The sequence below is a fragment of the Microseira sp. BLCC-F43 genome (assembly GCF_041929235.1).
GTDB lineage: Bacteria > Cyanobacteriota > Cyanobacteriia > Cyanobacteriales > Aerosakkonemataceae > Microseira.
The window spans coordinates 42,138-63,827 of sequence record NZ_JBHFNP010000131.1 but is presented as its reverse complement, the minus strand read 5'-3'; the positions used below and the strand labels follow the sequence as shown (position 1 = coordinate 63,827).

Genomic DNA, 21,690 nt, shown 5'->3' with positions numbered 1-21,690 from the left:
ATTAAATGCTGAATTATTTTATAATTGAGTGAGTGAGTCTCACTATTATATCGAGGCGAAAATCATCAAGTAAATCGCTTAAAGCCTTGGCTAGAGGGGTATAAGATTCGGGTATTTGCTCGATCAGCTGAGCCACCAACTCTTCATCGACTTCGTTAGCAGCCTGATAGAGCTGTGCGAGCCAAGTTTGTGGCATTTGAGCGAGTTGCTGAAGCAAAAGCTTGACGGGTTTTTCACTAGCATAATAACGTTTGCGAGAATAAGCGAGGGTTGATTGAGGTAAATCTTCGTAAACATAGCGCACCCCCAAGTATTCAGCCATCTTGGCAAAAATTAACTGTTCGGGAAAAGGTTTGCGGACAAAATCATCGCAACCTGCTGCCAGGATTTCCCCTCGTCGCTCTTCAAAGGCACTGGCAGTCAGGGCAATAATGATGGTTTGGGAAGGGGAAGAGGACGCGGCGACGGGGAGAGGGGGAGACGGGGAGAAAGTCGCCGTGTCCTCTGCTCGTTTATCGCTCTGCCGCAATCTAATTTGTTTGCTTGCTTCGATGCCATCCATCACTGGCATCCGGGTATCGAGCCAAATCAGGTGCGGTTGCCACTTTTCCCACAGTTCGAGAGCTTGCTCGCCATTTTCAGCTTCTTTGACCTCAAAACCAATCGGTTCGAGCAATTTAACCATCAGCAGGCGGTTTTCTTTCGTATCGTCAACCACGAGAATTCGGTAATTTATTTGATTGGGTTGTAAACCAATCACCCGTTGCAGGGGTTCGGTGATAATTTCAGCGGGTTTTGCTGGCTGAGCTTGGATATTAAATTTAAAAATTGTTCCCTGACCAAAAACGCTGCTGACTGTAATTTTTCCTCCCATTAATTCCACGTAACTGCGGGTAATAGTTAAACCAAGACCCGTGCCTTCAACAGCTTTTTTCCCGGCTTCTGCTTGGACGAAGGCATCAAACAAGCTATCGAGTTCTGCCCTGGCAATACCGCAGCCTGTGTCTTCTACTTCAAATATTAATTGGTCATTGGTAATTGGTGGGTCTTGGCGAGCGGGTGACCGATCGCCCAATACGGCTTGCACGCGCAAGGTGACGCTGCCATAGGATGTAAATTTAATTGCGTTTCCCAGCAGGTTGGTTAAACAAACGCGCAATTTTTTTTCATCTGTTTTGACGAATTGGGGAACGTCTGGACTGACTAAAAAATTTAAAATCAAGTTTTTTTGTTCGCATTTAATTTGAAACATTTCTTCCAGGGTATCGAGCAGGCGATACAGGTCAAAGCTGGTTTCGTAAAGACCGATAATCCCGGCTTCGATTTTGGAAAAATCCAAAACATCGTTAATTAAGTCGAGTAAATGTTCGCCGCTGCGGCTAATAATTCGCAGATTTTCTACTTGTTCGGAACTGAGGTGACGATCGCGCAACAAAACTTGAGTAAATCCCAGGATAGCATTGAGCGGGGTTCTGAGTTCGTGACTCATGTTGGCGACGAATTGACTTTTTGCTTTGGAGGCAGCTGCGGCGGCTGCTTCGGCTTTTCTGCGATCTACAATTTCTTGTTGTAGTTGTTCATTTTGGGTTAGGAGTTGTTTTTGCAGCCGTTTAATTGTGAGTTGATGTTCAACTCTCGCCAAAACTTCTTCTACTTGAAACGGTTTTGTGATATAATCTACTCCCCCAATTTCAAAAGCTTTGACTTTATCCAAAACTTCATCTAAGGCGCTAATAAAAATGACTGGAATTTCCTTGGTTTGGGGGTCGGCTTTTAATTGCTGGCAGACTTCATAGCCGGATAGGTCGGGCATTTTAATATCGAGTAATATTAAATCGGGGGGAGCCGATTTGGCGGCGCGGATTGCCATTGTTCCCTTAATAACGCCTCGGACTTTATAGCCGCGATCGCTTAAAGTCGCTGATAACACTTGCAGGTTTTCTGGGGTGTCATCAACGATTAATATATTGCCTTTGTTATCTTCGGTCATGGGGAATTGCTAATTGCTAATTAGTAATGGGGATTTGCTGTTTTATTGGCTTTGAAAAACATCAATTAAATCGATGATTTGATCGCAGCGGAAGTTGTTGACTAAGTCGGCGATCGCATGTTTTAAAGGTGCGATTTCGCTCGGTATTTGCTCTATTAAAGAGAAAATTAACTCGTTATCGATGGAGCAAGCGGCGTCGTATAATTCCTGCACCCATTCAGGTGGCATTAATTGGAAAGATTCTGGTTGCAGAACGAAAGATGAATGAGTATCTCCCCCTGGGGTAGTGGAGGAGAGTTCCCCATTGGACGGGGTGGATGAATGTTGCTGTTCATAAACGTAACGCACTCCCAAGTATTGAGTCATTTTATCCAAAATAACCTGCTCGCGAAATGGCTTGGCGACAAAGTCATCGCACCCGGCGGATAAAATGACAGATCGTTCTTCATCAAAGGCACTGGCGGTGAGGGCAATAATCACAGTTGCCTGACCTTTTAAATGGGTTTTAATGCGTTTGGTAGCTTCGTAGCCATCCATCACCGGCATCCGCATATCCATCAAGATTAAATGGGGTTCCCACATCGACCAAATATCGACAGCTTGCAGACCATTTTCGGCTTCGCAGACGGAAAAACCGATGGATGTTAGCATTTTTACCAAGAAAAGGCGGCTTTCCATCCGGTCATCAACGACGAGGATGCGATATTCGGGTTGGTTGGGTTCTAAACTGATGACTCGCTTGGTTTCTTGGGTGGCTTGAATTTCAGATGAAGTGGCGAGATCGACTGCAATATCAAATTTAAAAATGGTTCCTTCTCCGACTTTGCTGTTGACAGTAATATCCCCGTGCATCAGTTGGATAAATTGTCGGCTAATGGGTAACCCCAGTCCGGTTCCTTCTTGACTCCGCCGTCCCGTTTCAGTTTGGGCAAAAGGTTTAAATAAGTTGTCCATTTCTGCTTCTGCAATGCCGGGACCCGTGTCTTCAATTTCAAAATATAAGCGGTAATTGGTAATTGGTAATTGGTAATTGGTAATTGATACATTCTCAAGAGATCCCACAGGCGAGACGCCTGTGCTACTCTGCTCAGATTTGACGCGCAAGGTGACGCCGCCTTCTTTGGTAAATTTAATTGCGTTTCCCAACAGGTTAAGTAAAACTTGGCGCAATTTGCTTTCGTCGGTTTTTACATAACGGGGCAGGTTTGGGTCTTGGTCAAAAATTAACTGCAAGCCTTTTTTTTGGGCTTGGAGTTGCAACATGTCTTCGATGGTTTCTATTAGGTGGTGCAGGTCAAAGGGATTGGGTTCGAGGCTGACTCGTCCGACCTCGATTTTTGACATTTGCAGAATGCTGTTGATTAAGTTGAGTAAATGCTCGCCGCTTTTAGTAATAATGTTGATTTGTTCTTTTTGTTCGCTGCCGAGGGATGGATCGCGGGAGAGCAATTGGGTAAATCCTAAGATAGCGTTGAGTGGGGTTCTCAATTCGTGGCTCATGTTAGCGAGAAATTCGCTTTTGGCACGGTTGGCTTTATCGGCGGCTTCTTTGGCTTGTTTGAGGGCAATTTCGGCTTGTTTGCGCGTGGTAATATCGCTGGCGGTGCCGGTGGTGCCGATGATGTTTCCTTCTGCATCTTTTACAGCGATCGCATTCGTGAGAATGTTAACTTCTTTGCCATCTTTGGTGATGATGGTGCTTTCCGCTTGGAAAATTGATTCGCCATTCAGCAGGCGTTGATGCCATTCAAGAGAAGCCGCAACAGCTTCGGGTGCGAGAAAATCAGAAAAATAACGACCCAACATTTGGCTGGGTTCGTAACCGTAAATTTGTTTGGCGGCTTGGTTGATAAAATTAATCCGTCCGGTGCGATCGCATGCCCAGATCGCATCCTGGGATGTTTCCACCAAGCTGCGATATTTTTGTTCGCTTTCGGCGAGGTTGATTTCTGCCTGTTTGCGATAGTTAATATCTGATTGGGAACCCAACATTCGCACGGGTTTTCCACTTTCGTCCCACACTGCTTGTCCCCGGTCTTGAATCCATTTGTAGCTGCCGTCTTTGCACCGCAGGCGATATTCGGCAGTATAAAAGTGGGTAATCCCATCTAGATGTTGTTTCATCGCTGCGGTTACCCGGTTTAAATCTTCGGGATGGATGCGGGTTTTCCATTCATCTACACTGTTGCCGATTTCGCTTTCTTCATACCCCAGCATTTCTTTCCAGCGGCGCGATCTGAACACTTCACCCGTGACGAGGTTGGCGTCCCAAATCGCATCGTTGTTGGCTTTTAATACTAACTGCCAGCGTTCTTCGCTCTTTCTTAATTCTTCGCTTGCTCGCTTGCGTTCCGTAATATCCTGACTCACAGAAATCAGACAATTTTCTCCGCCAATTTCTATCATTTCTGACGAGAGCAACGCAGTTCTTATTTCCCCCGATTTGGTGCGAGATTCAAATTCATAGTTGCGGACAAATCCTTGGGAAGATAATAGTTCAAATAGGCGCTTACGGTCTGATAAATTGACCCAAATATTCAAGTCAACTGCCGTGCGACCAATGATTTCGTCAGCCGCGTAACCCGTCATCTCGCAAAAGGCATCGTTAACTTCAATATGCCTACCATCGCTGAGTTGGGTAATTGTAATTGCGTGAGGCGTGGACTGAAAAGCTTTGGCAAATTTTTCTTGTTCTTGGCGTAGTTGGGCGGTTCTTCGATCGACTAACGCTTCTAGTTCTTCATTTAACTGCTGAAGTTTGGCATTCTTTTCTGCCAGTTCTTTTTCCAGTAAATAGCTGTTGATAGCTTCTTTTACCGTTAATTTTAAATCTTCTGGCTGCCATGGTTTAGCGATATAACGATATAATTTGGCATATTTAATTGCATTGCCTACTGCTTTAACATCCGCTTGTCCCGTCAGCATTATTTTAATAGTTTTTGACGAGAGTTGATGGACTTGCCGTAACAATTCATCCCCTTTGATATCGGGCATGAGATAATCGGAAATTACCAAGGGAATTTCACAATCATCTTCTAGCAATTCGATTAGCAAGTCTAAAGCATCTTCACCTCCTTCTGCGGTTTCGATGGCATAATCTTCGCCTAAAGTTGCCTTCAGCTCGATTTTCAAACTGTCCAGGATTGTGGGGTGGTCGTCAACGCAAATAATAACGGGTTTTTTCATAACTATTGGTTTAAGCCGGATTTAATCGTTTCAATCAGTTCTTTTACATCCCAAGGTTTGGACAAACAGCTATGCAAATTCGCTTCTTTTATAGCCCGATCTATGGCAAAGCTATCCGCTTGTCCAGTCAACATCACTTTGACAATATTTGGATACTTTTGGTGAACGCGAATTAAAAATTCATCTCCTTTAAGACCGGGCATTAACCAATCAGATACGATGACGAGAATCGGGATATCTCCTTCAATCTCTTCAATAATTTCTAGGGCTTCATCGGCACTTTCTGCCACTTCATATAAGTAAGCATCCCCGAACTCATTTTTTAATTGAATTTTCAAACTATCCAAAACAACTACTTCATCATCAACGCATAAAATTGCTGGCTTTCCCATAACACTTTCCTCAACTACAAAGGTAAAAATACGGTAAAGGTTGTTTGACCGGGAACGGTTTCTACTTTGATTTCCCCGCCATGTTTTTCGACTATTTTTTTCACAATATCCAATCCCAAACCGCTGCCAACACCAGCGGGTTTGGTGGTGAAAAATGGCTCGAATATTTTTGGCATAATCTCCTCTGGAATGCCTATGCCGCTATCGGTAAAGCTGACTAGGATTTGATTGTCTTGCTGTCCAATGTCTATTTTTAAAGTCCCTTTATAGTTCATGGCTTGTAGAGCGTTGTGAATCAGGTTTGTCCAAACTTGGTTGAGTTCATCAGCATAGCATAAAATATAAGGTAAGTTCTGTTCGTAGTTCCTCACAATTTCCACGCTTTGTTTGATTTGGTTAGAATACAAAATTAAAACGGTTTCAATGCCTTGAGTAATATTGGCTAGCACCTTTTCACCCCCAGGGTTGTCATGGGTGTAGGTTTTTAAGGCAAATACTACTTTAGCCGCCCGTTCGGCGGCGGTGACGATGGTTTGGGCGCTTGTTTGTAAGGTGGAAATTTGATAGGCGGTTCTTAAAACATTTCTGTCTTGAATTAAAGGCAAAAAAGCTTCAATTTGATCGTAAATGCCCATGTCAACTAAAGTATCGGCTACGGTGTCGGGATTTTCAATGGCGCGGTCTTCCAGTTGCTGGCGCAAGGCTTTTTTAAGTTGACGCCTTTGTTTGGAAGACAATAAAGTTGATTGTTGGCTTGATTTCGTCAAGAGGGCAAAAAATTCCTCGCCGCGTTCTTGGGAAAGGTTTTGGAAAAATTGGGGTAACTTTTCTAGATTGTGAGTCAAGAAATCAACAATATTCTGCACGGAGGAGCGAATCGCACCCAGGGGGGTATTAATTTCGTGAGCGACTCCAGCTACTAATTGTCCCAATACTGCCATTTTTTCCGATTGGATTAGTTCTTGTTGCGCCATTTGTAGCTTTTCCAGGGTATGGGCTAATTCTTCATTTTTGTGACTTAGGGCGATCTCTGTTTGTTTGCGTTTGCTAATATCCCGCGCTACCCAAATGGCCCAATTGCTAGACAGGGGCGACATGTTTGCAGTAAACCATATCTCGCCCTCTCCAACGGATAATTTGTAATCAAAGTTAATCGTTTGTTGCGTCTCTAAAACCTTTTCAACTTGCTGCCACCAGACTGAACCATTCTGATGTTGAAACAGTTGCGCCATCGTCTCTGAAATGATATCCCACTCGGATGGGTAAGCGGAAGATGTATTTGTCGGCATCGCCTCGATATTTCTTTGCCTGTCGAGGACGAGGATAATATCGTTCATCCCGGCAAAGACGGCACGCATTCTATTTTTAGAAGCTTCCAGGTCTTCGTTGAGGAGTTGGCGCGCGCCTATTTCTTGTACTAATTTTTGGTTCGTCTCCTGCAGTTGCGCGGTGCGTTGTTCGACTCGTTGTTCCAGGATAGCGTTGAGGCGGCGCACTTCGGTTTCGGCAGCGGTGCGTTCTTGCAGCGCCTGCATTAGTTGTGCGTTCGTTTCCATCAGTTCTTTTGTTCTCGCTTGCACTTGCGCTTCTAAATTCTCGTTAACCTGCCGCAGTTGTGCTTCTGCCTGTTGCATTTGTTCGTTCATTTGTTGCAAGGTGCGGGTTTTTTCCGCAATCGTTTGCTGCAACAGTTCCACGGTAGCGTACATTTGGGCTGGGTCTAATGCTTGCAACAGGTTGGTTTGAGTCACAATCCCCGCTAAGTATCCCGCCTCATCAACCACCACCAACCGCCGGATGCGGTGCTGTTGCATCTTTTGATCAGCTTCCCATAAAGTGGCATCGCTTCCCACTGGCAGCAAAGGGGAAGTCATAACGGTTTCTGCCTTTGTCTGGGCGAGGTCGATATTTTGGGCGGCGAATTTAACGATATCTCGTTCGGTGATAATGCCTACGGGTATCTTCAGAAACCCGGTTTCTCGAAGAAACCGGGTTTCTTGGGTGCAGATCGCTACGCAGCTTCTGCGTTCCCTTGCCATTAATTGGGCAACATCGAAGACTGAAGTTTCTGGCGTTGCAGTTGTCACGGTTTTGGTCATGATATCGGCAACGCGCCCCATTTGCAGCAAGTCGGTGGGTTTGAGGACGGCGCGTAAACTTTCTCCCGTCAGCACGCCGAGCAATTTACCATCAGCGTCTGTAATCGGCAGGTGACGAATTTGAGCTGAATGCAACAGTGTCAGCAAGTCAAAGATATTATCTGCGCGATCGCGCGGGCAAGTAATCAAATTCTGCGTCATCACTTCCGATACAGTCATTTCCTCCAGTGGTTTATCACTAATCGCCAGTCGAACGACATCGCGTTCGGTAAGAATACCGAGTAATTTTTCTTGTTGGGTAATTAAAGTATAGCTAGCGCCAGTTCTGTTCATAGTTGCGATCGCCTCGCTTAATCGAGTCGTAGGCGGCATCATCAAAGGATGACGCTCAAGTGCTTGCTCGATTAAGGTTTGGTTATCGGAAAGGTTAGGGGACATAAATATAAAGCAACCATTTTTAAACATTTTAAAGTTTAAAACATTTTTTTGAGCCTGTAGGGGCGGGTTTTACCAGTAACTCACTCAAGTTGATTAATTGGTAATTGGTGAAGTGTGATTCTACATTTCAGATATATTTAAAATCTTAAATTACCCATTCCCAGCCACCTTGGATATAACTAGCAACTTACATTATATTACTAATCCAAACAATTAGCCATTAGCAATTAGCATTAAATCGGTAGGAAAACGATAATTTTTGTTTGTCCTGTCTGGGATATTACTTCTATTTTCCCTTGATGTTTTTCGATAATTTTTTGCACGATTCCCAATCCCAATCCGCTGCCAATACCGGCGGGTTTGGTGGTAAAAAATGGCTCTAATATTCTTGGTAAAACTTCGGGTTGAATCCCTTTTCCAGTATCTGTAAAGCTGACGCAGATGCTGCCATCTTGCTGGGTTACGTCAATCGTTAAAGTTCCTTTGTTTTCCATTGCCTGCAAAGCATTCTGAAGCAGATTCGTCCATACTTGAAGTTCATCAGCATAACAGGGAATTTCCGGCAACGAAAGGTCATAATTCTTGACAACTTCTACACCTTGTTTTAGTTGGTTATTAAAGATAATTAATACTGGATCAATTCCCTCAGTAATATTCGCCAACTTTTTTTCATCCCCATGGTCATAATGAGCATAGCGTTTGAGTGAAATGACTAATTTAGCGGCGCTGTCTGTAGCCGTTTTAATTGTATGGGAACTTTTGAACAAGTAGGAAATTTTATCAGCAATATTTAAATTTTCAGCGCTGTTAGGTTGTTTTAATAAGCCTAAAAACGGCGTGATGTTATCATAAATTCCCAAATCGATCATGGGAGAGGCGAGAATTTGAGCGTTTGAGATTCCTGGAGCTTCCAACTGGAGAATTAAAGCTTTTTTAATTTGGCGTCTTTCTCTGCTAGATAAGATCGCCCTTTGGGAAATTGACCGTTGCAGCAAAGCCAAAAAATCCGAGCAAAGTTCCGGAGAAAGTTGTTGCCAGACAGAGGGTAACTGTTCTAAAAGTTCAGTTAAATAATTATTCAGATTATTCGCTGATGAGGAAATCGCACTCAGGGGATTATTAATTTCATGAGTCACTCCGGCAATCAGTTGTCCCAATGCTGCCATTTTTTCCGAGTGAATCAGTTCAGTTTGAGTTGCTTTTAACTCGCCCAATGCTTGTTGCAATTCGCGATTTTTTGCTGCCAATTCCTCGTAAGCTGTTGTTAGTTCCAGGGTTCTCGCTTGCACTTGCGCTGACAAATTTTCATTCACTTCTCCCAGGTGAGCTTCTGCCTGCTGCATTTGCTCGTTCATTTGTTGCAACTGTTGCGTTTTTTCGGCAATGATATGCTCTAAAAGTTCAACATTGGCATACATTTGGGCGGGTTCTAAAAGTTGCAACAAGCTGCTTTGGGTAACAATACCTGCTAAATATCCTGCTTCATCTACGACTACCAAACGCCGAATCCCATACTGTTGCATCAACTGATGAACTTGCCACAGGGTGAAATTGATTTGCGTTGGGTGCAGCGGGTAACTCATAACAGTTGCAACTGAAGTTTGAACGAGATCCAGTCCTTGAATTTTGAATTTGACGATATCCCGTTCGGTAATAATTCCCACAGGTTTGAGAAACCGGGTTTCTTGGGTTTCTCGATCGCAAATTACAACGCAACTTTTGCCATGGGTTGCCATCAGTTGGGCAACTTGAAAAACTGAAACATTAGGCAAAGCAGTCAGTACATTAGTAACCATGACATCAGCAACTTGCCGCATTTTCAGCAAATCCGAGGGTTGGAGAATTCCCCTTAAACTTTCCGCCGTGACAACACCGAGTAAGTTACCCCCCTCATCCGTAACGGGTAGGTGACGAATTTTGGCAGATCGCAGCAAAGCGAGTACAGAGAAGATATTGCCAGCTTCTGCAAGGGAGATGGGAATCAAATTCTGCGTCATCACCTGAGAAATGGTTATCCCCTCCAGAGGCGTCTCGTTGGCAATCAGGCGGACGATATCGCGTTCGGTGAAAATACTTAGTAATTTTTGCTGCCAGACGATCGGGGTATAACTAGAGCGAGTGGCGTTGATTTGTGCGATCGCTTCCACAACCAAAGTATCTGGTGCGATAGTTAAAGGATTTCTGTCAAGTGCTTGCAAGAGTAAAGCTTGACCTTCGGAAAGACTGGACGACATGGCGTATCAACTGCGACGCATCTACTTTGTTAGCTAACATAACAAGATTGCAGGCAAATTGGTATAGAAACCGCTAGATATCCGACTTCTTTAAGAAGTCGGGTATCTGGGGTTTCTAGATACCCGACTTCTTAAAGAAGTCGGGTATCTGGGGTTTCTAAAGTTTCTCAACTCAGATCTTGCATCTGTTGCATCACCCGCCAGGGAATAAATTCCAAGGGCTTTTAGCGAAAGTCCTCTCAAGAGGACTTATATTAAGTTCGGTAGTAGGGGCGGGTTTTACCAACCATTTAGTGGAACCACGAGATATTTCGTTAAACCCGCCCCTACTTTGATTTTAAGCGAATTGTCTTTATAAACCCGCCCCTAAGGTGCGATGCCTTAGCCGAGGGGACATGATATAAATTCCAAAGCTGATAGGGAAAGTCATCTCAAGAAAACTTAAAAATTGTTCAGCAAAGATGCCACTGGATTTGATATCAGTCCATTAAAATGGACGCAAGGCTATCAGCTAGGGAATTTATGATGCTGTTGGTAAAGTCACTGGGCGATCTGACCCCTCCCCAACCCCTCCCCGCTTCTCTTAGGGGCCCAAAAGCTCCCCCTTCCCTCGCAGGGAAGGGGGTTGGGGGGTTAGGTTTTTCGACTTTACCAACAGCATCATTTATTCCCTGGCGGGTCGGTGGAAAGGTGCAAGATCTCAGTGCATCAACCAGAAATGGGAATCGATACGGTAAAAGTCGTTTTACCAGGCACTGACTCCACCTCAATTTTCCCTTGATGTTTATCAACAATTTTCCGCACAATATCCAATCCCAAACCGCTGCCTTCTCCTGGGGGTTTCGTGGTAAAAAATGGCTCGAATATCCGCGACATAATTTCTGGAGGAATTCCCTTACCGCTATCGGTAATGCTAACCCGCATCCAATTATCTTGCTGGTTGGCATTAATGGTTAAAATTCCCTTGTTGCCCATAGCTTGTAAACTATTGTGGATTAAATTCGTCCAAACTTGATTCAGTTCATCGGCATAGCATAAGATTTCCGGCAAATCGTTTTCGTAATTTCTGATGACTTCCACACCCTGTTTTAATTGGTTGTAATAAAGCGTTAATATCGTTTCAATTCCATCAGTGAGTTTAGCTAGCACCTTTTCTCCAGAAGCGTCCCAATGGGTATAGCTTTTCAATGCAAACACGACTTTTGCCGCTCGGTCTGTGGCTGTTTTGATAGTATTGGTGCTTTTTTGTAAACTCCCCAATTGATAAGCTTTGTTTAAAATTTTGCCACTTTCTGGGTTTTGCAGCAAGGGCAAAAAAGGTTCAATATTGTCATAAATGCCCAGGTCAACCAAAGTATCCGCAACCGTCTCTGGATCGGCAATAGCGAAAGATTCCAGTTGCCGATTTAACGCCCGTTTGGCAAGGCGTTTTTCTTTAGTAGATAACTGGGTAGTTTGAGGATTGGAATGTTGCAGTAATAGCAATAAATCCTGCTGCCGTTCTGGAGATAAAGATTGGAAAAATTGCGGTAACTCCAAAAAATTTTGACCCAAGAAATTAGCAATATTCTCCACTGATGAGCGAATCGCCCCCAAGGGGGTATTAATTTCATGGGCAACTCCGGCAACGAGTTGTCCCAACGCTGCCATTTTTTCTGATTGAATCAGTTCTTGTTGAGTGAGTTTTAATTCTTGCAGCGTCTTGACTAACTCGTCATTTTTGTTAAGCAAAGCTGTCTCTGCTTGCTGGCGTAGGTGAAGCTCTTGGTAGACATCGCTGATATCGTGGGCAACCCAGATCGCCAAATCGTTTGAAACCGGCGAAATACAAGCTGTAAACCAAACTTGGCGCTCGTTAATCCCTAGGTAGTAATTCAAATTAATCGTCTGCTGTGTCTCTAAAACCCGTCGGACTGGCTGCCACCAATTCTCCGTATTTTCATCGAGAAAAAATGGTTCGATTGTATGACTGATAATGTCAATGTCGGGTGGATACAAAGAACTCGTATTCGTCGGCACAACTTCTACATTTCCTTGGGCATCTAGGATCAGTACAATATCGGTCATGGCTTCAAACACGGCTCGCATTTTACTTTCAGAGGCTTGCAGCTTTTGTTCCAGCAATTTGCGTTCAATAATTTCTTGTTGCAATTCCTCAGTTCTCTCTTCGACTTTCGCCTCCAGGGTTTGGGAATAGTTTTCTAACTCCTCGTAGAGTCGGGCATTTTCCAGGGAAATCGCCGCTTGAGAGCATAATAATTGGATAACCGATAAGCGCTCGCGGGTAAATGCCCCTGTCGTGAGATTATTTTCTAGGTAAAGAATGCCGATGAGTTGACCTTGATTTTGGATCGTCGTACACAGAATTGATTTAGGTTGATTGGCAATAATGTAGCTATCTTGAGTAAAGGCAATTTCCTCAACCGCATCGTTTAAAACAACATCTTCTTTAGTCCGCGCTACATAGTTAATAATCGAGTTGGGCAGGTAAGTACACTCGCCAGCTTCTGAATCTGACCCGTGAGCGCATACGGGAATAGAGCGTCTGACGATGACTTCCTTGTGCGCCAACTGTCCGGCAATTTCAACCACCCATTCCCCCGCTTGTTCCCTTAAAATAAAGCCCCTTTCCGCTCCGGCATTTTCCATAACGATCTTGATCATTTTGGCTAACAAGCTATCGAGGACAATTTCACTAGCTATGGCGTGAGAAGCTTTCATCACAGCGCCTAAATCCAAGATTTCGCTCGAATTACTGCTGGTTGAAACAATAGTAGCGCTCCTGGGATTTTCCACCCTGATGCGCGGGAGCAATTCGGGATAGCGTTCTGACAATTCCTCAACTTTGGCTTGACATCCCCAGAGGGTATAGCAGTAGCGCGCATCGTTCATGTAAACCGAGGCAATTTTATCTTTGCCCCAAGCTTGATAGAATTTAGCTGCCAGCTCATTGCTAAGTGCTTCTTCATTAATGTAATCGTTTTGTTTAGCGAGGGAAATCGCGCGATCGTAATTTTCCATCGCCTCAACATTTTGCTTTAAAACTCGATGCCGTTCCGCTTCAACCAGATAAAATTTATGCAAAAAATTCATTGGGGCGTGCTGCGCCCATTTTTGCATCTTTGTCTGGTTTTCTGCCACTTGTTTAAGCAGGGTATCTGGCTGGGATTTATCTCCATCGGCATACACCGCTAGTCTCGCCAGAGAATCGTAGAAATAAAACGCGGCTACGACCATATTGCCCGTAACTCCGTCTAAATATGGTTGAGCTAGTTCGGCATTTTCTAATGCTTGCTCCTGTTCGTCAAACAGATAGCAGAGGATGAGTTTATTTAAATAAAAGTTGTAAATTGCGGTGCGGTAATTAGATTGAATCAGCAGCGGTAGGGATGCGTCTTCATTGAAAGCTTCCCCCAATAACCGACAAGGATTTTCAGCTTTTCCAAGCAAGTTAAGAACGGCTTGATGAAAGATTTGCAGGCTCTGCAAAGGAATGCCTTGCTTGAAATTATCTAGAACCTGGCTATAAGTTGCCATTTCTGCTTCTAATTCTGTCAAGGGCTGCCCCATCCAATAGCCATACTGACATTTTTCTTTGGCACTGTAGCTGGCAAAATCGAAATTCCCGGTTTCGATTCCGAGACAGTAAGCTTCCAATAATAACGATGCGGCTTCTCTGATATGTTTTTTTAAATATAAAATGAAAGTAGCGACGATGAATAATGTTTTAGTCTTAATCGTTTTATTATTGAAATTTGAGGCTAAATTTAAAGCTAAATCGCCCAACTGAGAAGCCGATTCAATTTCTTGAAAAATGCCGTTTAAAATTTGCCCGTAACTGGCATAAGCAATGGCTGATTCAGGGGCATTGCCACGTTGAATAGATAAATTGACCTGTGCTAGGACAACTAGCAAAAATAAGGGTTGAGAGGTGATATAGGTAACCGGATTGATTTTTGATAGAATACCCAAAGCTGCCCGCACAGAAATATCCGTCATTTCGGGCAAGTTCATTAAGTCATTTATACCAGTTTTAGGAATTAGGGCAGCAGTTTGCGCCAGGAATTTTTGCAGATCTTTAGGTGTGGGCGACTTTGGCAAGCTTACCCCTAACTGTTCAGACACTTGCAGTCCAATTTTGATGGCTTCAAGGAGTTGGTTTTGCGCCTTATAGGCTTGGATTTTAATTTCATAAACCTTGACTTTGTCGAGCAGGGTTTTAGCTTGTTGCAGCACGGTTTCCCCTAATGATTCCATCTGCTGAAAATCCCCGCTGAGGTAGGCTGCTTCTGCGGCTTCTAGATGAATATTTAAGGTTAAATTGTATTGGGTTTCCCAAGCATTTTCTGCTAAAGATCGCGCTAAGGTTAGATAAGCGATCGCTGCCCTATAAGCCGTCGCTGACTTGGCTCTTTTTCCGGCAATTAAATTTAGTTGGGCGAGTTCATCCAACTCTTTTCTACAAGCGGCTTCAGCATTTTCATTTAACATATATAAAAATCCACTATTTAAATAATCGACAATCTTAAATATCTCCTCAACTAACTGTTCTGGCTGAGTCTTTTGCAACAACAGGCGACCAATTTTTAAGTTAACTGCTTGTCTTTCCTCGTAACCGATCAAATCGTAAGCTGCTTGTTGCACCCGGTCGTGGGAAAATGCATATTCCAGAATTAATAGGTCAGCGTTTAACTCGGACCTAGGCAGAATTAACCCTGCCTGAATCGCTACTTTTAAATCCTCAAAAACTATCCTTGGCGATTGTTCGCATATAATACAAAGAGTGTCTAAATCGAAATTAGCACCCACACAAGCTGCTAACTGTAAAACCCCCTGAGTTGATGGGGGAAGTTGCTTCAATTTGTCGATGGTTAATTCTACCACATTGTCCGTACTAGCCATCGCTTCAATCCCCTCTAGATCCCATTGCCAGCTTAAACAATCGAAATCAAAAAATATCAATTTATTTGCATATAGAGTAGGCAAAAATTCCTTCACAAAAAAAGTATTGCCCCCGGTTTTTTGCCTCACCAATTCTGCTAAAGGTTTTACCGAGTTAACATCGCTGCGTAACGTGTCGGCAATCAGTTGAGCGAGCGCATCTATTTCTAAGGGTGCTAAACTAATTTGGCTAACAGTTACTCCTTGTTTCTGGATCGCCTCTATCGTCGTCATCAAACGATGATTCGATTTAACTTCGTTATCCCGATATGCCCCAATCAACAATAGATGTTGAGGGGGGGCAAAGGCTGATGAACTGCCGACTTCACCTGTCATTATCAGTCGAATTAATTTGAGGGAAGCGGGGTCTGCCCATTGCAAATCATCTAGAAATATAACTAAAAAATGGTTGTGTGACTCAAACAAACGGATAAAATTTTGAAAAATTAAATAAAACCGATTTTGGGACTCGATTGATTCTAATTCCGGCAAGGGTGGCTGCTTGCCAATAATCAATTCTATTTCGGGAATGACATTAATTATTACTTGACCGCTGTTGCCCAAAACTGCTAAAAATTTTTCGCGCCATTGCTGAAGTGAAGCTGCACTTTCAGTTAGCAGTTGTCGCACCAATTCCTGAAAAGCGCTGATGATAGCAGTGTAAGGAATATTCCGCTGCAATTGGTCAAATTTACCACTAATAAAATAACCGCAACCTTGGGTAACAGATTTACAAATTTCTTGCACCAGTGCTGACTTACCAACGCCAGCAGCACCCGTGACTAAAATCATCTCTATTTGAGATTTTGTCTGGGAACTTTTGGATTGTAGAGACGTTGATACTCTTTCAAATGCTGCCATTAACGTTTGCAGTTCTCCCTCTCTGCCGTAAAGTTTTTGGCTGATTTGAAACTTATCAGAAATGTCATGTTGGCCGGGAAAGATGCATTCGATCGTGCCAATCGATTCTAACTGCATCAACGCCAGCACTAAATCGGCTTTAATTCCCCAGGCACTTTGATATCGATCTTCGGCATTCTTCGCTAATAATTTCATGATGATACCCGCAAGAGGTGGAGGAATTTCTGGATTAATTTTATCGAGGGGTAAAGGCTGTCTAGCAATGTGACAGTGTACCAACTCGATTGGATCTAAAGTCTCAAACGGCAAAGCGCCGCCAAACATTTCATAAAAAGTGACCCCAAGCGAGTAAAAATCAGTGCGATAATCCACAGAACGGTTCATTCTCCCTGTTTGCTCTGGCGATATATAAGCGAGAGTGCCTTCTAAAACCGTAGGATTTTTGAGGGTAGTTTGAGAGTAGGTTAAAACTGTCGCAATGCCAAAGTCGATGATTTTCAGTTCTTCGGTTGTGGGATGATAAACGATATTCGACGGGTTAATATCTTTGTGAATAATATTAGCCGCGTGGATCTGCTCTAAACTCTCGACGATTTTAATGGCAATGTTGAGCAATTCAGACAGGGTAAACTTGCGATCCCGCATCAAGGTTTTTAAGGAGGAGCCGCCGAAATCCTCTAAAATAATCGCTAACGTTCTCTGATAGCTTTCTAAGCTATAAGCCTTGATAACGCCGTCCGACTTCATCTGGCGGAGGATTTCATATTCCTGCTTATAGCGAGTCAGTTCCGCTACTGTGGGATAATCTTGCTTAAGTATCTTGACAATTACCGCACGATTGTCTGTCTCGCGGATGCCGCGATAAACTTGCGAGTTGGCACTTTCGTAAATTTGGCAGAGAACCTGATAGCCGGGAATTTCAATCATAATAGGTTTAACTATAGAAAAATATTTAACCAATTAGTCTTGTTGTACATCATCGGTAATGGGGTTTTTGGCATTGTACATGACCAGGACTCTAGCACGCGGGGCCAAAAACAAAGGTGATGCGTCAATCTCGCGAGTCGAAACCCACGATTTTTGGGATCGCCCTTTGTTTTTTTGCCTAAGTCCTGATGAGCAAAAATCCCATTTATGTCCAACTGACCAGTTATATCATGTCCAATAGCAACGGTTGTGTAACTGCTAATAGCTAATCGCTAATGGCTGCTCTTGGAGGCAATTGACAAGCGAGCAATTAGCAATTAGCAATTAGCCATCCATACACTACCGATCTCTCGCGGACATGATATTATTCATTTCTAGCAATTCAACATCAAATTTGGTCAGGACTTAGATCTCCAAGTCGCTTATGCTTAACCCATCTTCCCAAGATGACTCGCTTCTGGGCAAATCATCCTCAATCACAGCTCTGCGCTGCTTCAAGCTCTGCTTTGTTTGCTCAGAAAGTCCTAAATTGCGATGAAATCGCGCATATTCCACTCTGACGCGGCTGAGGTCGGTTTCGCTCAAATCCGCATTGGTCAAGTCAACGCGCCCCATGTCCGCACCGTTCAAGTTAGCATTGCGGAAGTTAGCGTTCATCAAGGTAGCATGGCGCAGGTTTGCATTGCTCAAGTCGGCATTGCTCAAGTTCGCTCCGCTTAAGTCGGCATTGCTCAAGTCGGCATTGCTCAAGTTCGCTCCGCTCAAGTCTGCACCGCTCAAGTCGGCATGGCGGAGGTGAGTTAAATTCAGATAAGCCTCGCTTAAGTTAGCACCGTTCAAGTTAGCCGCACCCAGATTAGCACCCTTAAGGTTCGCACGGCGTAAGTCAGCCATACGCAATTTCACCACAATTAAGTTTGTATTGCTCAAGTTAGCATCGTTCAGGTTAGTCCGGCGCAGATCGGCTCCGCGCAGACTCGCACCGCTGAGATTAGCATGGTTTAAATCTGCTGCGATCAATTCTGCACTGTTGAGCGTCGCTTTGCTTAGATCCGCACTACTGAGCTTGGCATTGCTTAAATCGGCATGGGTCAGGTTAGCACCGCTGAGGTTAGCACCGCTGAGGTTAACACCGCTCAAGTCAGCACCGTGTAAGTCTGTGCCGCTGAGGTTAGCACCCTTGAGGTTTAAATCGCATTTAAGTTGCGAAAACACTCGATAACCATCCAAATCCTGACTCGCTGACTCGCTGTTGGAATTATTTTTTATATTGACTAAATTGTATTCAACATCTTCGGTATAAACTGTAAAAACCAGATTTAACACTTCCAAAAAATGAATGACGCCCCAGCAGTCTTCTTCGGGCAACTTTTCATAATATTGAATTAAATTAGCAATCCGCGCTTCTAAATTGACGCGAACATTTTGGCAAAAAAGCACAATTTTGAGCAGAATAATCGCTAAAGTCAGCGTCTCGTTTTGAGATATGAGTAAAACAAACAACAACGAAGGTTCCTGCTGATTTTCTGTGGTTAAGCATTCAATCACCTGGTTACAAGTTCTCAGGGTTAGTTCGTTGGTGACAGTGTCTTCTTCCCGATCTTTATAGAGATGTTCTAGTTTTTTAGCTAACTCAGATTTCAAAGTTTTGATAAATCCTTTGTTGTTTATATAAAGCGAATATAAAATATATTTTTGCAGGTTTTGTTTAAACATCTGATAACTGACCTGCTGATTTTGATTGGTGAAAATATTTGCCAAGTTAGAATAGCTGAACAACCCGCGTTTGGCGACAATTTTTTTGATCAGACGCAACGCTTCATCTCCCAATCGCGTCGGGTTTTTGAGTTCGCTATCCTTGACAGTAGCAGACTGAGAGTGAGCCGTGTACATCGCCAGAGCGTGCTTAAACTTTTCTTTCAGATGCTTGGATAATTCCTTAGCAGCTTCCCGCTGTTCGATGGGATTTTTTAGATCGACATATTGCGCCGCCAATAAATAAGAAGTATAGCGATGGCTCCAATAGCCTTTTTGACGATTTTCAAACGCCGAAGCAAATAATTTCAGTTCTTCGTAATCTTTACTGTTAATAAAATTTTGAATCCAGCTATTGAGATGGGTGAGGGGTAGAGATGCAATAATTTCGGTGGGTTTGGTTTCTGGAAATAGGCGAATTAACTTTTGGATGGTATGGTACTGTCTCGCCGCCCACCAGTTATTGATTAAAATATAACAAGTTCTTTTTATCGTGTTTCTAAATTCTTGCTCTTCCTCAAAAAAAATGATTTCGTAAAGCCCATGAAGCACTGAGGAAGAAACTGCTTTAACCGGAGCCAAAAATAAATGTTTAAATTCTAATAAAACCGTTTCTGGTTCCCAGCTATGAACAATTTCCAAGAAAAAGCTATAAATTTTTTCTTGAGCCAACTGCAGATTTTGTCTTGACTTGTTTAACTTGTTACTTGGAGCCGTTCTATTAGGATCTTGGAAAGCATCCATAGTGGTTTTATTTATCAGGTCACTTAGCTGCTCCACAGAACTTGGCTAAACTTGCTTAAAGTTCACCATTCAACCAGAAATAATATCTGGAGGGTCTGCTTCCTGTTTCAACCAAGGGAGTCGGCTCCTTCTTGTCCACAGGCGTTAAGTTCCGACTCAGCCAGCCGTACTTTATCTTTAGGAGCGCGTTCAAGATTGATTGCGGCGTTTTCGTCGCGGCATTGAACATGCCCACAATCAGGACAGCGAAACAAGCGGTCTGATAGTTTCATCGGTTGGACGTAATGGCACTTTGAGCAAGTTTTAGAACTCGGATACCATCGGTCAACCAATTCGACCCGCGTACCGTAATGAGACTGTTTGTAAGTTAATTGACGACGGATTTCGTAAAAACAATTGTCGCTGATGGCGCCAGCTAACTTATGGTTGGCAAGCATACCAGCGACGTTCAGATCTTCGAGCCGAATTCTTTTGGCTTTGCGACTTAAATCCGTCGTCATTTTCTGGGTTGTATCCCGGCGAATGTTGGCGATTCGCGCATGTAATATGGCAACGCGCGTGTAAAACTTTCGCGCGTTACCGGATGCTTTTACCTTCAGCCTTTTACTTCCAAGAACCTTGTTACGATTGCGCCATTGCAGCGATCTTCGCTTGGTTTTCGCCCATCTTGTCGCAGCTGGCATATCGTATCGTGTGCCGTCGGAACAAGAGAATAAAGTTTTTACGCCCAAGTCCACGCCAACCGTTGCAATTGGATGAATCAATGTCGGAATTTTCTCGACATCCAGAGGGAATGATACGAACCACTTATCGGCGGTTCTAGAAACAGTAAATGTTTGAGAACTGCAAGTAAAATCGATTCGTTCCTTCAATCGAAATTCCTTCAACCCTGGAAGCACGATCCTTTTGCCAGGTTTGATTACTACCCTATTGGTTAATGGCAGCGCCGGCTTGCCTTTTTCTCGGTAAACGCCCGATGTTTTGTAGACTGTGAACGAGTCGCCTTTCTTTTTAGACTTCTTTTTTGTCAACTCAGCTAAACCTTGACGCCATCTCGAAAAAGCCTCCTTTAGATCGATGAACGCAGATTGGTAAACCGTGGATGGATATTGTTTCATCCATGGGTTTTCTGGTGCTTTCATCACCACCATTGTGAATACTTTTTTGATGGCATCAATACCGCGGGAGTCCGACGCCTTTATGCCATCAAACTCCCAGCAAGCTTGAAGCATGTACAACCCAAAGTTGTAGACCAAGCGTTTGAAGCCAGCTAGTTTGCGCCAAAGCGAAACTTCTCTGTTATTTAGTTTTAGTTCTAGCTTCAGTGCGTACATACTGGATACTCCGATTTGTTTACCAGACTCTGCGGTTTTTGAAACTTATTGGCGTTAGCAAGCTTCTCGTCGTGTTTAGCTAAGTATTTGGCTATTTAGTCATGCTCTTTTCTTGAGGCGTGACCGCAGAAAAGCTGATGCAGCCTGGGTCAATCTACCTAAATCTTAGCCTGAGTACTTTTAATCACCCATGAATTTTTACAAAAAGTCTGCCGGTAGTCTATGCCGCTTGGCGGTAATTGCCGCCGTTTTTCCATGTCAATAATTTGACATTCTCTCAGGAGCATTTATCTTCCTGCACCGGAAGTTTACTTCGAGTATATCTGTTCATCCCTCCCGGATTGCTACATTTTCTCGACCCGTTCAATTAAACTTTGAGCCATCTCAATTGCTACCACAATCAGATCCTGCTCTTGCCGTCCCTTGCCTTTCTCATCGCTGACGCTGGCATAAATGTGGGGATTGGCAAGCATTCCAGCTAAAATTTGGGTCGCAATTTGTTTGAGTTCGCTGTTTTGTGTGTCCATTTTTACTTCCTCTCTCAAACCGATTTCTAGCAAAATAGTTGCAGGAGGGGGGTTTTACGACGCCATCACCTTTGTTTCTTCGTAGTTTCACAGAAACCCGGTTTTTTTCCACAGATTGGTTGGTAAAACCCGCCCCTACTGTTGCTGCCATTCTTCAAGAAAGATTGCAACTGCCTGCGGTATGAAAAGTGATTGATACAATCGGGCTAGCCGTTTTATATAACTGTCGCGGTTTTGCTCCCGTGTCGAGGTTTGTTTCCCA

General features: G+C 43.6%; 9 protein-coding genes. All 9 read right to left on the bottom strand.

Features of this window, described 5'->3' with window-relative positions:
• Window positions 1-13: 13 nt before the first annotated feature.
• The 9 genes from ACE1CM_RS18420 to ACE1CM_RS18380 all read right to left on the bottom strand — a co-directional run bounded on the left by ACE1CM_RS18420 (window position 14) and on the right by ACE1CM_RS18380 (window position 21,428).
• Window positions 14-1,990 carry a response regulator gene (locus ACE1CM_RS18420; protein ID WP_374879115.1) on the bottom strand — a complete coding sequence of 659 codons (1,977 nt, stop codon included), beginning with the start codon at window positions 1,988-1,990 and terminating at the stop codon, window positions 14-16.
• Window positions 1,991-2,032: 42 nt separating this feature from the next.
• Window positions 2,033-5,176, bottom strand: a complete 3,144-nt coding sequence (locus ACE1CM_RS18415; protein ID WP_374879114.1) for a PAS domain S-box protein — start codon at window positions 5,174-5,176, stop codon at window positions 2,033-2,035.
• A gap of 2 nt (window positions 5,177-5,178) precedes the next feature.
• Window positions 5,179-5,568 (bottom strand): response regulator, encoded by a 390-nt coding sequence (locus ACE1CM_RS18410; RefSeq protein WP_374879112.1) that lies wholly within the window; start codon window positions 5,566-5,568, stop codon window positions 5,179-5,181.
• 14 nt (window positions 5,569-5,582) lie between these two features.
• A complete protein-coding gene (locus ACE1CM_RS18405) occupies window positions 5,583-8,105 on the bottom strand; it encodes a CBS domain-containing protein (protein WP_374879110.1) in 2,523 nt (840 codons plus the stop codon).
• Between the two features lie 233 nt (window positions 8,106-8,338).
• On the bottom strand, window positions 8,339-10,339 hold the full coding sequence (locus tag ACE1CM_RS18400) for a CBS domain-containing protein (RefSeq protein ID WP_374879108.1): 2,001 nt from the start codon (window positions 10,337-10,339) through the stop codon (window positions 8,339-8,341).
• 708 nt (window positions 10,340-11,047) lie between these two features.
• Window positions 11,048-17,068, bottom strand: a complete 6,021-nt coding sequence (locus ACE1CM_RS18395; protein WP_374879106.1) for an AAA family ATPase — start codon at window positions 17,066-17,068, stop codon at window positions 11,048-11,050.
• 405 nt (window positions 17,069-17,473) lie between these two features.
• Window positions 17,474-19,495, bottom strand: a complete 2,022-nt coding sequence (locus ACE1CM_RS18390; RefSeq protein WP_374879104.1) for a pentapeptide repeat-containing protein — start codon at window positions 19,493-19,495, stop codon at window positions 17,474-17,476.
• 179 nt (window positions 19,496-19,674) lie between these two features.
• Window positions 19,675-20,901 carry an RNA-guided endonuclease InsQ/TnpB family protein gene (locus ACE1CM_RS18385; protein ID WP_374879102.1) on the bottom strand — a complete coding sequence of 409 codons (1,227 nt, stop codon included), beginning with the start codon at window positions 20,899-20,901 and terminating at the stop codon, window positions 19,675-19,677.
• Window positions 20,902-21,245: 344 nt separating this feature from the next.
• Entirely contained in the window at window positions 21,246-21,428 is a 183-nt protein-coding gene (locus tag ACE1CM_RS18380; RefSeq protein ID WP_374879100.1) for a hypothetical protein, read from the bottom strand.
• Window positions 21,429-21,690 lie beyond the last annotated feature (262 nt).